Below are 12,651 nucleotides of genomic sequence, written 5' to 3'. Positions count from 1 at the left end.
GTAAGGCCATAAGCTTAATGCTCTGTTATGAATGATATTGGTGAAAACAACTGTTTCATTGTATTAAACATAACCCATAAAAAAAGCAGTGCTGCTTTCCTTGCGGAATACCTGCACTGCTTTTTGCTTTCAGCTTTAGCCTTTAAGCTTATTTCTGTCTAAAGAAAATCTGGATCGGCGAACCTGCGAAATCAAAATTCTCTCTCAGTTTATTCTCGATAAAACGTTTATAAGGATCTTTAATGTATTGCGGTAAATTACAGAAGAAAGCAAACATTGGTGATGTTCCGTTAATCTGCGTAATGTATTTGATTTTGATGTGCTTACCTTTTAATGCCGGTGGCGGGAAGCTCTCAATCAAAGGCAACATTACGTCGTTTAGCTTTGATGTAGGGATTTTCTTTCCACGGTTTTTATATACATCCAAAGCAGCTTCGATAGCCTTAAAAATACGTTGTTTGTTTAATACCGAAGTAAAAATAATCGGCACATCGGTAAACGGACGAATGCGTTCTTTAATCTGATCTTCGAAAGCTTTCATCGTTTGGGTATTCTTTTCAATCAAATCCCATTTGTTTACCAAAATTACGATACCTTTTTTGTTCTTCTCAGCCAAATGGAAGATATTGATATCCTGGCTTTCGATTCCTTCCTGTGCATCGATCATCAATACCACCACGTCAGCTTCTTCCAAAGCTTTGATGGTACGCATTACCGAATAAAATTCAAGGTTTTCTTTAACCTTTGTTTTTTTACGCAGTCCGGCAGTATCAATTAACATAAACTCATGTCCAAACTGGTTGTAGTGAATTTTAATCGAATCGCGGGTAGTACCTGCATTAGCCGTAACAATATTTCTTTCTTTACCAATTAAAGCATTAACCAATGAAGATTTACCCACATTCGGGCGACCAGCAATGGTAATTTTTGGCAATTGGTTTTCTTCCTCAGGGATATCATCGAATTTTTTGACAATTTCATCCAGTAATTCTCCGGTTCCTGAACCCGTCATAGAAGATAGCGGATAAACCTCACCTAAGCCAAAACCATAAAAAGTATGAATTTCGTTATAAAGCGCAGTGTTATCTACTTTATTTGCTGCAACAAAAACAGGCTTATCGCTTCTGCGCAAAACCTGGGCGATGTCATCGTCCAAATCAGTAATTCCGGTAGTTACATCTACCATGAAAATTAACACGCTGGCCTCTTCAATGGCGATTAATACCTGCTCGCGGATTGCAGCTTCATAAACATCTTCTGAATTGGCTACATAACCACCAGTATCGATTACGGTAAATTGCTTATCGGTCCACTCTCCCACTCCATAATGTCTGTCGCGGGTTACACCGCTCATATCATCAACAATGGCTTTACGGCTTTCGGTTAATCGGTTAAAAAGGGTGCTCTTGCCTACGTTTGGCCTGCCTACGATGGCTATAATATTACTCATGGGTGTTCTTTTGATAGTTAATGGCTTATAGTTAATGGTCGTGGTGTTTAGGCAAGCTGCTTAAACTATTTGGCTATCAGCCATTGACTATCAACTACTAACCGATTTATTTCGGGCTGCAAAGGTACGGTTATTTTTCGTAACCTCAGTTAATATTAATTTTTATACTTCTCCAAAAGTCCTTTAAACACTTCCTCGGTGAGTTCATTATCCTTCAATAAAGGAAAACCTTCCCAACGCACAATGCCTTTCGGATCGATTAAAATGGCATGCGGAATACCCTTAACCTCCAGCTGGTTTTTCACAGCACCTTTGGTATCGATCGCCTCGAAGTAATTAATTTTCGGATTATTAAAAGCTTCTACTTTTTCGGCTGGCTCATCAGAAACGCCAATAATAACTACTTTATCTGCGTACTTTTTCTGAATATCGTTTAACGAAGGAATGTATGCCCTGCACGGTCCACACCAGGTTGCCCAAAAGTCAATCAATACAAATTTACCTTTGGTATCGGGTTGTTTCGAAATCCATTTTTCTACAACCAGCTCAGGTGCTTTTTCGTTCAGGATTGATTTGGCCCATAGTTTTTTACCATTGTTCGATTCCTGGGCGGCAACCACCGCGCTTACGAACAACAACAAGATCGTTATGTTTTTCTTCATCCTTAAAAATCGAAATTAATTTTCGTAACCGAAACTTTTCAGGTAGTTCTTTTTACTCCTCCAATCAGGAATAACCTTAACAAACAGCTCAAGAAAAACCTTGGCATCTAAAAATTTCTCGATTTCAATACGGGCTTCTGTACCAACTTTCTTTAACATGCTGCCGCCGGTACCAATCAGGATATTCTTTTGCGAATCGCGTTCTACCACAATCTCGGCACTAATCCTAATCATTTCACCTTTGCCATTTTTAAGTGGTTCTTCTTTAAAGCTCTTTACAATTACTTCGGTACTGTAAGGAATTTCTTTCTGATAATTTAAAAAGATCTTTTCGCGCACAATTTCAGAAACGAAGAAACGCTCTGAACGATCTGTTAAATCTTCCTTATCGTAATAGGCCGGGTGTTCAGGCAACATTTCCAAAACGCGATCCAGTAAGCCATCCACATTGTGCTTGTGCAGCGCAGAAATGGCATAAATGGCAACTGGTTTTAATTTTTCGTTCCAGTAAGCAATTTTTTCATCTACCAGTTCCTGTGTGGCCTGGTCTATTTTATTAATCAACACAATGGTTGGAATATCCTTGTTCAGGATTTTCTCCAGCACATCATCTTCATCATGCACTTCGTTAATATCGGTTACAAATAAAAGTACATCCGCATCTGTTAAAGATCCATTAACGAAGCTCATCATACTCTCTTGCAAGCTGTATTTTGGCTTAATTATACCTGGGGTATCAGAAAAAACGATCTGATATTCTTCTTCATTTACAATTCCTAAAATGCGGTGCCTTGTAGTCTGAGCCTTAGGGGTAATAATACTAAGTCGTTCGCCTACAAGCACATTCATTAAGGTAGATTTACCTACATTGGGTTTACCTATTATACTAACAAAACCTGCTTTATGCGCCATTGAAATATTTTTTAAAAAAAATTTGCAGTACAAAGAAACGAATTATATCTTTGCATTCCAATTCGGAAACAGGGTTAAGGATTTAATTCAACAAGAAAAAACGAATTGTATAGAGTGCGGGGTGGAGCAGTTGGTAGCTCGTCGGGCTCATAACCCGAAGGTCGCACGTTCGAGTCGTGTCCCCGCTACCAAAGAAGTTGAAAGACACTTTAATTTAATGGCCCGTTCGTCTAGGGGTGAGGACGCCAGATTTTCATTCTGGAAACAGGGGTTCGATTCCCCTACGGGCTACAAAAAGCGATCAGAAATGATCGCTTTTGTTGTTTATACGGCTTTTAAAATCTCACTAACTAAAAAGCGCTTTAATTGATCGTTATCCTAAAATGATTTATTCTGATCCTTTGCCAAGAACAACACCGGCCACCGTTTGCGAGTTTTAAATAACCCGATCATAAAATGTTCATCAACTGAACCACCTTTCCAAATTACGTAAAGCTTTTTACCATCTTTACCAATGTAACTTCTGGCACCGAGTTCCAGCACCCTGATCTAGATTCCAGTTAATACCTTATTAAGATCAAAGCTGAAAGTTGCCTTATAATTATCAGACTGTCCTATGTAATTTCCGAAACATTCAGGTTGGCCTCAAACGGGAGAGAACTTCCAAACATTACACTATCTACACCTCTTAAAGATATAAAGATTTTTTAGAGGTAAAACTTCTTATTCATACCTTTAATAAAAATAGCGCCTGATTTACCCGCATCCGATAACGATGCGGGTAAACAGGACTTTTAATCAACATAACTAACCAAAAATTATATCGAAATGCAAAATTTACAGTCGAAGAACAAGAGAGAAAATAATTATTCTTATTTAGACTAATTTTAAACAAATAAACGAAGCAATAGCGAATTATCCAAATGTTTTTAGAAAAAATAGATTGACATAAAAAAATGAAAAATAATTTACTGGAGGCAATACGCATTAAGCCTTTCATTTTAAATTGTTTACAGCTCAAACAAAAATTAAATGAGGTAAAAAAACACTTTATGATGGAAATATTTCAGGAAAGGATTTGGAAATTAAAAAATAAAACCTACTTTTGCACTCCTTCAAACGCGATATTTGAAGCGAATACATAGAGTGCGGGGTGGAGCAGTTGGTAGCTCGTCGGGCTCATAACCCGAAGGTCGCACGTTCGAGTCGTGTCCCCGCTACCAAAGGAGTTGAAAGACACTCTTTAATTTAATGGCCCGTTCGTCTAGGGGTTAGGACGCCAGATTTTCATTCTGGAAACAGGGGTTCGATTCCCCTACGGGCTACGAAAGCGCTGATACACAGTTAATAAAACTGAATCAGCGCTTTTTTTATGTCCTTTCGTAAGTCAGGAATTAAATTTTCGCATGCCAAATGATCTAAAATGATAAACAAAGGTATCCATATTGCTTAGCTTACGTGCTTTATTCAGCTTTCTATTTTGATAGCGCAAACTTCTGCCCGAATAATATGGAGACTTTTTTTCTGTTCTGAGTGTAATCCTTAAGATCTTGCTCAGTATCAAACTGCACCCGTTTGCCATCACAATAAAACTGACGACCATCTAAACTGCTGTAATACGATTTGTAAATATCAATCACTTCCTTTCCTTTGAATTCATAAAGAACGATCCCGTTTATTTCAGGGAACCCCGCTATATCCTGAAATTCGGTTTTGAGCCAGGCCAGATTCTCCAAAGGATTTTTTATTCCACAAGCTGCAGTGTTTTTATCATAGGAAACCTTTGTTTTTTTACATCCTGCAATTAATATCAGCATGAGTATGGGTATGATTTTCAATTTCATTGTTCAAATAATTTATTGCTTAAAGGATCAAACCCCAAATTAATCAGAAATAGTCTAAATCGGGTAAAAAAAGATCAGACTATTCTTTGTGTGCATTTTTTGAGGTAATATTTAAAAATATAATGGGGAGAAGAAAAAGGCTTAATTTCAAAATAATAAACTGTAGCGTTTTCAACTATCCAATCGTTTCCTAAAAAACTAAATTAACCAAAACCACATCAAAGCATTATGAGAAAACTAGTCCTGTTTTTATTAACCATTTCTTTTCTATCGTGCAAAAAAGACTCCCGCTACGGCCAGCTCAACTTAAAAAACGGGCAAGAAGTAGAGCTACTTGTTGATCACCGTTATGGTGCCGAAAAGGATATTTTAATTAAGATGCCCGAAAATCTTGATGCAGGTTCTTATTTATCAGGTTTTGACCAGAGGGAAGCGGGCACGAATTACCGGGTAAAGGCAAGGTTTCGCCACCTCGATAATCCACCTCAAGATGCTTCTTCCAACTATTTCGAATTTGTAAAGGTTATTAACCAGGAAAAATATAAAGGAACCGAATCTTTCGAAATCCAAATGTTGGTGTATTACGCTGTTGGCGGGCCAACGATCAGGTTAAGCAAAACAGGAAACGATTATTACTTCATCCCCGATAAACTCCAGTTCACAGCCGCAAATAACACTGTTGCAGGCCAGCTTGAAGAAATTTGGCAAAACGTAAAGGAAATGCGAACAAACCATACCTTACAGCCCAAATGGAAAGCCATTAAAGTTACAGTTACCCACGATCTGCAAAAATTCGGCAAAGCTTACCTGGTGCAGCAAATCCAGTTTACGACATAATTTGTTCCATGTGATCTAAATATTTTTTAAAGCATTAATCTAACCCGTTAATGCTTTTTGTTTTTAGTCCATCAGCACCTGTCAAATTAATCGCTACTTTAGTGTAAAAAATTACGCTCATGGAATTTATCTTCATTTTTATTGTCATTCCTGCACTCATATCCTTACTGGCAGCTTTCTTTATATCGGCACTTACCAGAAAAAAGCTGATAGCACGAAATAATCAACATGTAACAGCCATTTCTATTGCCGTTTTTATCTTTAGCAGCATTATTATTTTCGGTTCTATTGCAGCCTTAATTCTGTACAATGTGCGCTTTGAACGCTAGTTTTGGTCGCCTTTTTCTAATCAGCCACTCAGCGAACAACAAATTAGGTACAAAACCCAGCCAGGCATTGATCATATAAAGCGGTAAAGGATCTACATGCATAAAACTTAAAATAATGATTTTCCAAAACCGTAACGAAACTGCCGATAAGGTAAGCGCATAACTGCGAATCATGAATTCTTTATGCGCTAAAACATTCCCTTTTCTAATTTCGGTTACCGCTTTATAAGTGAACCAAAACCACAAACAATCTAACAGAATAAAAGCTATTTTAGTAGGTAAAAGGCCATTGGCATAAATGCCCATCACAAAAGCTACCGGGAAATTCAGAAAGATATCGTAAACATAAATCTTCCCAACCAAACGGTGCAACCCTTTATATTTAGCGAGTATCGATGCAGAAAACTGAGTAAAGCCTGCCAGCAATGCAAAAATGATCGTGAACACATGGGTATAAAAAGCAATCTTCCAGGGTAAAATATCCAGGTATTCTTTTTTAAACTGCAAAAAGCCAATATCATCGCGCAGCGGATAATAGCGGATAATTCCTATCAGCATCAGGTAAGTGCTAAGAGATAGCAGTAGATAAACAGCTACATTACGTGCGATATACTTAAAAATATCCAGAACAGTTCTATAATTTAATGGCTTACTTATGCTAAATTTATAAAATAAATGGCCACTGGCAAGGGCTAAAAAAGGCTAATACAAATAATAAAGATATGGAAATTGAAAAAATAGCTGAAACAATGTCCGTTAACGGGATTAATATGTATTACGAGATTTATGGCAAGGGCGAAATTCCCCTGGTATTGATCCACGGTGGCGGCTCTACTATCCCCTCCAACTTTGGCAATTTTATCCCCCATCTGGCCCAAAACAACAAACTTATCGCTGTTGAACTGCAGGCCCATGGCCGTACCAGCGATCGCGATGCCCCTGAATCTTTTGAGCAGGATGCAAATGATGTAGTTACACTGCTCGAACAGCTTAATATTGCTAAAGCCAATTTTCTGGGGTTTAGCAATGGTGGTACCACTACCCTTCACATTGCTGTACGCTACCCAATTGTGGTAAATAAAATTGTTGTTATTTCTGCCAATTACCAGAAAACAGGGCTAATAGACGGTTTTTATGATGGCTTTGGAGCCTTTACTTTGGAACACATGCCCGAAGGACTTAAAAAATCATATCTCGAATTGAACCCCGATCCTGCAGGCCTGCAAAATATGTTTGAGAAAGATAAGCAGCGCATGCTGAATTACATTGACCTGAGTGATGATGAAATTGCGGGAATTAAAGCTGATACTTTATTAATGCTGGCCGACCGCGACGTAATTACGCCGGAACATCTGGTTAAAATGTCGAGATTGATTGAAAATTCGCGTTTAACAATTTTACCGGGCATACATGGTAGTATGATTGGGGAGATATGTGCACCTGATATCAACCCTAAAACACTCGAATTTACTGCGGGTTTAATCGAATCATTTTTACATTCATAATACACGGCGCCATCGTAACTTGCCGCTGCAAAGCCGGATATTAATCAGCTATTGAATATCTTTGTGGCATGGAACACCTGTTAGATAACCCCATCTACCATGCCTTAACATCTGCGCATCGGCATTTTGCAAAAGGCGCGGATGAGGTTAAATACTACCGTAAAGATATTGCTGCGTTTGCAGGCTTAAAAGATAATTCGGCAGAAAATCTGAAGACACTTCACGAGATCAGCGAACCCGACAGTTTGTTTGTAATCTTTTCCAAAGTGCCGTTAAACATACCAGCCTTTTGGACTTTACACATGCAAATTGATATGTTTCAGCTGGTTTATGAGGGGCCAAACGTACCCGAAAGTACAAACGAAGGGCTGACCGACCTTGATCAAAGCCATGTTAACGAAATGTCGGCTTTGGTTGAGCTTACTAAACCGGGGCCGTTCTTAGCCAAAACAATAGAACTGGGTAACTACACAGGCATATTTGCCGAAAACCAATTGATTGCCATGGCAGGTCACCGGTTCTTCCCCAGCCCTTACCGGGAAGTAAGTGCTGTTTGTACCCATCCCGATCATTTGGGAAAGGGTTATGCGTTTAAGATTTTACAGGAGCAGCTTAAAAGAATTCTTAACCGTGCTGAAATACCCTTTTTACATGTTAAAAACGACAATCTGGGTGCCATCAAATTATACCAAAAACTCGGTTTTAAAATCAGGACAGAGATGACTGCCTATGTGATAAAAAAGGAACAAAGCAGCGAACCAGAGAATGTTTCTAAATTAAAATCAGATCTGAGATTGCGGTAAGTATGTTTTAGCTTTGCAGGAAACTAACAAAACACATGTCTAAAACAAAACTTACCATTAACAATAATGGATCCGTTAAAATAGAAGGCGATTTCGAAATTGTAGATAGAAACGGAAATACTTATGGCTTACAGGGCAGAGAAGTAGTATCGATCTGTCGTTGCGGCCTATCTAAAAATAAACCTTTTTGCGACGGCTCACACAAAGATCATTTTGAGCATGAGGCTATTGCCTTCGATCTTCCTCCTAAAAAAGTTTAACTTATTTTAAAGCATCATAAAAATGATGCTTTTTTTATTGCTAATCTGTAAAAAAGCATAAATCTGAAATCAGGTCATCATTTTCAAGCTATTGCTCCAATCCTCGATGGTGCAACACCATAAGCCTTTTTAAAAGCAAAAGAAAAATGCGACAAATCTTTAAAGCCAACTTCCAGGTATACATCTGATGACTTCCAACCTTTTTCCCTGATCAGGTAATGGGCATCGGCCAGGCGCTTTTGCTGTAGCCAGCGGTTTGGCGAGGTATTAAAAATTTTCTGGAAATCGCGCTTGAAAGCAGCCAGACTCCTGCCGGTTAAATAAGCAAACCGGTTAATATCTACGTTAAATTTATAGTGTTCGTTCATGTAAGCCTCCAGGTCAAGTTTCCCGGGTTCAGAAAAATCGAACAGCACATTTTTTAAGCCCGGATTGGTTTCGAGCAGAACCATTACTGCTTCCTTAACCTTCAAATTGGTTAAACCTTTATTAAATTCATTATTGCCATCCAGGTATGGCCCTAAAGAATCGATATAGTTCTTCAGCAGGTTATTTGGCTCCAAAAGCATCGCTCCCCGCCCGTTATCAGGACCGGTAGCTTTAAGGTTATACTCTTCGCTAATGCTATGCAGGGTATCCTGATCTATCGAAATCGAAATAGACCGGTATTCTCCACCCGGCGGTGGAAATTTAGTCCACCGGGTAAGCTGGTTTCTTTTAAAAAAACGGAAATCACCCGGTTTGAAAACAAATTGTTCGCCACCAATAAAATGCTCCGAACTACCCGAAATCATGTAACCAAAGTTATGCTGGGCAATAAACTGCTCGCCTTCGCTGTTTTTTTGCGAATAACAGGAATAAAGAATATTGGGCTTTTTATTTTCTTGCATGTAATCAAATTTATAAAATAAAAAAAGCAATTGCAGCTTAGCAGCTATTATAAAGCAGCAAGAACACAGCTATTGCACCATAGCCATGTTCAATACAGCTGCATTTACTTTTTCAAAAAGGTTTTGCCCAAATCTGAAGTTAGGAAATTATCGGCTTCATCATGATCTGTTGAAACACTCACAGCCATCCATTTCTCCATTTCGGCGGTACGTGCTTCATCTGCATTTTTTAACATACCAATGGCTTCGCTGCCTAAAACCAAATGCACAGGTGGTTCAGTACTATCTACCAAATCGAGCATTACTTTGGCTGCCTTGGCCGGATCGCCCATGGGTACAAACCCGCCGTTTTTAAAATATTCGGCACGTTGTTCTACTTTTTCATAACCTTCAATATGCGGCGCATAGGTCATCGAATCGCCTGCCCAATCTGTTCTGAAACCTCCGGGTTCTACACTGGTTACATAAATCCCGAAATCGACCACTTCTTTTGCCAACACTTCGCTAAAGCCACTCAATCCAAATTTTGCAGCCTGATAAATACCGATACCGGCATTACCCACACGACCACCTATCGAGCTGATTTGTAAAATCCGTCCGGAACGTTGCTTGCGCATAAAAGGTAAAACAGCCCTGGTAATTTCAATAGGCGCGTACAGATTGGTTTCCAACTGGCTCCTCACCTGCTCATCTGTAAATGCTTCGGCGGCCCCTACAATCCCGAACCCAGCATTGTTTACCAGTACATCGATCCGGCCAAAATGTGCCACCGCCGATTCTACTGCCAAATGCACCTGATCATAATCTGTTACATCCAGCTGGATCGGAAAAAGCTGATCCGGATATTGAGCTGCCAGATCTTGTAAAGCATCTGTATTTCGCGCAGTTGCAGCAACTTTATCTCCATGGGCCAAAACTGTTTCTGTTAGGTTACGGCCCAAACCGCGGGCGCTACCTGTTATAAACCAAATTTTCATATTCTTTCTGTTTTTATTTAACTCAAAGGTATAGCGATTATAACCGCAGCGTTTTGCTGTACAGCTCAACTTGCTTTGTTAAAAAGCTCAATGCATTTTATCGGAACTTTTCTCCCTGATTGGATGTTAAACAAGCACAGCAATTGAAATACGTGATGGTAAAAGCAAAGAAAAAGGGAAAAAAGAAGGGCAAGAAAAACAAACTCGGCGTTAAAAATTCGCTGGTAAACAACATTAATGCGCGGAAAAAGAAAGGGAAATCGAGATCAAAGAAGAAATCTAAAATCAGTAAAAAAGCCTATAAGAAAATGCAAAAAGGCTGGAAAGATTAACCCCGTAAATCTTTCCAGCCTGGCAATCATTACAATTAATGCTTAAAGCTATTTTTTTGGCAACACGTGATTTGCTTTTGCCCAGGCCTGCCATTTGGCATTTAATGCTTTTACGCGGCCGGGGTTTTGCGCTGCCAGATCTTTTAATTCGGTTTTATCATTTTTAATGTTGTATAAACGCCAGGTCGAATCGCCCGCAAGATTAACCAGTTTCCAATCGCCAGCGCGCACATAACGCGCGTTAAAGTGCTCATTAAACAACATATCGTGCCCCACCGCCTGCTTTCCTTTTAATGCCGGCATCAAACTTTCGCCTTGCATAGGTTTGATGATATTCCCTTTATAATTGACTGGGTATTTTGCCTTTCCAAGCTCTGCAAAAGTGCGCATAAAATCCATTACATGACCAACCTGATCACTGTAACTACCTTTCTTTGCCGTAATGCCTTTTGGCCAGAAAGCAATCATCGGGGTATGTACACCGCCTTCGTAAGATTGTGCCTTCGCCAGCTGATAAGGTGTATTGGCCACATTAGCCCAAATAGGCCCGATGGAGGTATAACTGATTTGCGGACCCGGCATTACTTTTTTATAAATGGGATAAGCAATTTTTTCGCCGGTACGGGTTTGGCTGGGGCGATCGAAACCGGGGCCATAACGCATGGCATCTTCCGGACTTGCCCCATTATCACTTAAGAATACAATCAGCGTATTGTCTAGCTGGTTGGTTTCCTTTAAGGCTTTAATAATCCTTCCAATCCCCTGATCCATGCGGTCGATCATAGCTGCATGGACGGCCATGGCCATTTCGTCGAATTGTTTTGTGGGATTATTTTCCCAGTTATCGCTCCCCTTTCTTGGGGAAAGCGGAGCCGTTTTAGGATCAATTAGTCCCATGGTTACCATTCTTTTATAACGGGCTTCGCGGATTGCATCCCAACCTGCTTTATAGGTATCTTTATATTTGGCAATATCTTCGGGTTTTGCCTGTAAGGGCCAATGCGGTGCATTTTCTGCTACATACAGGAAAAACGGCTTATCTCCTTTACTAAATTCGCGGATGTAGGTCGATGCGGTATCGTTAATGGCATCGGTATGGTAATAATCTTTTGGTACTTCTGTTATCGGCGTGGTACCACTTACCAGGCTAAAAGGGTCAAAAAAATCGACTACCCCCCAAAGTGTACCAAAAAACTTTTCGAAACCCCGGTTGGTGGGATATTGATCAATTGGCGAAAACAGCGGAAAACTTGTTTTATGGTTCAACCAATCTTGTTGTGCTTGCGGCGTGGGTTGCTCAACGGTGTTGGAAACGTGCCATTTGCCCGACATAGCCGTGCGGTAACCTGCATCTTTTAATACCTCGGCCAGGGTAACGGCATTTTTGGTTATGGCACCGCGATAGCCTTCAATATTGCGGTCCTGGGTCATTTCGCCTATACCTGCATTGTGGTTGTAAAGCCCGGTTAATAAGGCAGCCCGTGTAGGACAACAACGCGAAGTATTATAGAAATTTCTAAAACGAACGCCCTGAGCAGCCAGATAATCGATATTAGGTGTTTTAATTTCGCCACCATAACAGCCAATATCCGAGAATCCTAAATCATCGGCCAGAATTATAATGATGTTAGGCCGTTCGTCAGCTTTAGCTGGCTTCTTTTGAGGTTTACCGCCATCCTTAAATGCGTTAAAAAAAGCCATCGAGGCAAATAAAGCGAGGGCCGAATATTTGGTATAGATTTTCATATCAAACCCAAAATAAAATAAAAACCCGAGAGTTTATATTTCATCATTAATTTGTTGCAATGCAATCTAAATCGTTTTAATAAATGGACTTAAGCCGTTTCACT

At 39.7% G+C, this 12,651-nt stretch carries 15 protein-coding genes and 4 tRNA genes; 11 read left to right on the top strand and 8 right to left on the bottom strand.

Annotation, left to right across the window (positions count from 1 at the left end):
* Positions 1-148: 148 nt before the first annotated feature.
* The 3 genes from der to era all read right to left on the bottom strand — a co-directional run bounded on the left by der (position 149) and on the right by era (position 3,024).
* On the bottom strand, positions 149-1,450 hold the full coding sequence (der, locus tag HWV58_RS04130) for a ribosome biogenesis GTPase Der (protein ID WP_124558055.1): 1,302 nt from the start codon (positions 1,448-1,450) through the stop codon (positions 149-151).
* Positions 1,451-1,605: 155 nt separating this feature from the next.
* Entirely contained in the window at positions 1,606-2,112 is a 507-nt protein-coding gene (locus HWV58_RS04125) for a TlpA family protein disulfide reductase (protein ID WP_175632878.1), read from the bottom strand.
* A gap of 15 nt (positions 2,113-2,127) precedes the next feature.
* Positions 2,128-3,024, bottom strand: a complete 897-nt coding sequence (era, locus tag HWV58_RS04120) for a GTPase Era (RefSeq protein ID WP_175632877.1) — start codon at positions 3,022-3,024, stop codon at positions 2,128-2,130.
* Positions 3,025-3,139: 115 nt separating this feature from the next.
* On the opposite strand from era, the gene HWV58_RS04115 reads away from it, so the two are divergent.
* The 5 genes from HWV58_RS04115 (at position 3,140) to HWV58_RS04095 (ending at position 4,349) form a co-directional block, all read left to right on the top strand.
* A tRNA-Met gene (locus HWV58_RS04115) sits at positions 3,140-3,215 on the top strand.
* A 28-nt stretch (positions 3,216-3,243) separates the two neighbouring features.
* Positions 3,244-3,315, top strand: a tRNA-Glu gene (locus HWV58_RS04110).
* A 665-nt stretch (positions 3,316-3,980) separates the two neighbouring features.
* Complete coding sequence (locus HWV58_RS04105; protein WP_175632876.1) at positions 3,981-4,169, top strand: hypothetical protein; 189 nt, start codon at positions 3,981-3,983, stop codon at positions 4,167-4,169.
* A 2-nt stretch (positions 4,170-4,171) separates the two neighbouring features.
* A tRNA-Met gene (locus HWV58_RS04100) sits at positions 4,172-4,247 on the top strand.
* Between the two features lie 30 nt (positions 4,248-4,277).
* A tRNA-Glu gene (locus HWV58_RS04095) sits at positions 4,278-4,349 on the top strand.
* A gap of 150 nt (positions 4,350-4,499) precedes the next feature.
* Here HWV58_RS04095 and HWV58_RS04090 read toward each other — a convergent pair.
* Positions 4,500-4,868: a hypothetical protein gene (locus tag HWV58_RS04090; RefSeq protein WP_175632875.1), complete on the bottom strand. Its 369-nt coding sequence runs from the start codon at positions 4,866-4,868 to the stop codon at positions 4,500-4,502.
* Between the two features lie 228 nt (positions 4,869-5,096).
* Between HWV58_RS04090 and HWV58_RS04085 the strand changes: the two genes are divergently transcribed.
* Complete coding sequence (locus tag HWV58_RS04085) at positions 5,097-5,705, top strand: hypothetical protein (protein WP_175632874.1); 609 nt, start codon at positions 5,097-5,099, stop codon at positions 5,703-5,705.
* 119 nt (positions 5,706-5,824) lie between these two features.
* Positions 5,825-6,034 (top strand): hypothetical protein, encoded by a 210-nt coding sequence (locus tag HWV58_RS04080; RefSeq protein WP_175632873.1) that lies wholly within the window; start codon positions 5,825-5,827, stop codon positions 6,032-6,034.
* On the opposite strand, the gene HWV58_RS04075 is transcribed toward HWV58_RS04080, so the two are convergent.
* Positions 6,002-6,592 carry a DUF2306 domain-containing protein gene (locus HWV58_RS04075; RefSeq protein ID WP_175632872.1) on the bottom strand — a complete coding sequence of 197 codons (591 nt, stop codon included), beginning with the start codon at positions 6,590-6,592 and terminating at the stop codon, positions 6,002-6,004. The genes HWV58_RS04080 and HWV58_RS04075 overlap by 33 nt on opposite strands.
* Positions 6,593-6,756: 164 nt before the next feature.
* On the opposite strand from HWV58_RS04075, the gene HWV58_RS04070 reads away from it, so the two are divergent.
* The 3 genes from HWV58_RS04070 to HWV58_RS04060 all read left to right on the top strand — a co-directional run bounded on the left by HWV58_RS04070 (position 6,757) and on the right by HWV58_RS04060 (position 8,602).
* On the top strand, positions 6,757-7,539 hold the full coding sequence (locus HWV58_RS04070; RefSeq protein WP_175632871.1) for an alpha/beta fold hydrolase: 783 nt from the start codon (positions 6,757-6,759) through the stop codon (positions 7,537-7,539).
* Between the two features lie 68 nt (positions 7,540-7,607).
* Positions 7,608-8,342, top strand: a complete 735-nt coding sequence (locus tag HWV58_RS04065; protein WP_175632870.1) for a GNAT family N-acetyltransferase — start codon at positions 7,608-7,610, stop codon at positions 8,340-8,342.
* Positions 8,343-8,377: 35 nt separating this feature from the next.
* Positions 8,378-8,602 carry a CDGSH iron-sulfur domain-containing protein gene (locus tag HWV58_RS04060; protein WP_039472820.1) on the top strand — a complete coding sequence of 75 codons (225 nt, stop codon included), beginning with the start codon at positions 8,378-8,380 and terminating at the stop codon, positions 8,600-8,602.
* Between the two features lie 83 nt (positions 8,603-8,685).
* On the opposite strand, the gene HWV58_RS04055 is transcribed toward HWV58_RS04060, so the two are convergent.
* Together HWV58_RS04055 and HWV58_RS04050 are read right to left on the bottom strand one after the other, a co-directional pair.
* Entirely contained in the window at positions 8,686-9,492 is an 807-nt protein-coding gene (locus HWV58_RS04055) for a helix-turn-helix domain-containing protein (RefSeq protein ID WP_175632869.1), read from the bottom strand.
* Positions 9,493-9,596: 104 nt separating this feature from the next.
* Positions 9,597-10,469, bottom strand: a complete 873-nt coding sequence (locus HWV58_RS04050; RefSeq protein ID WP_175632868.1) for an oxidoreductase — start codon at positions 10,467-10,469, stop codon at positions 9,597-9,599.
* Between the two features lie 119 nt (positions 10,470-10,588).
* On the opposite strand from HWV58_RS04050, the gene HWV58_RS04045 reads away from it, so the two are divergent.
* Entirely contained in the window at positions 10,589-10,801 is a 213-nt protein-coding gene (locus HWV58_RS04045; protein WP_175632716.1) for a hypothetical protein, read from the top strand.
* A gap of 48 nt (positions 10,802-10,849) precedes the next feature.
* Here the strand turns inward: HWV58_RS04045 and HWV58_RS04040 are convergent, their stop codons facing one another.
* On the bottom strand, positions 10,850-12,547 hold the full coding sequence (locus tag HWV58_RS04040; protein WP_217706946.1) for an arylsulfatase: 1,698 nt from the start codon (positions 12,545-12,547) through the stop codon (positions 10,850-10,852).
* Positions 12,548-12,651 lie beyond the last annotated feature (104 nt).

This window comes from Pedobacter ghigonis (genome assembly GCF_903166585.1).
Classification (GTDB): domain Bacteria; phylum Bacteroidota; class Bacteroidia; order Sphingobacteriales; family Sphingobacteriaceae; genus Pedobacter; species Pedobacter ghigonis.
This window is presented reverse-complemented; position numbering and strand designations above follow the sequence as displayed.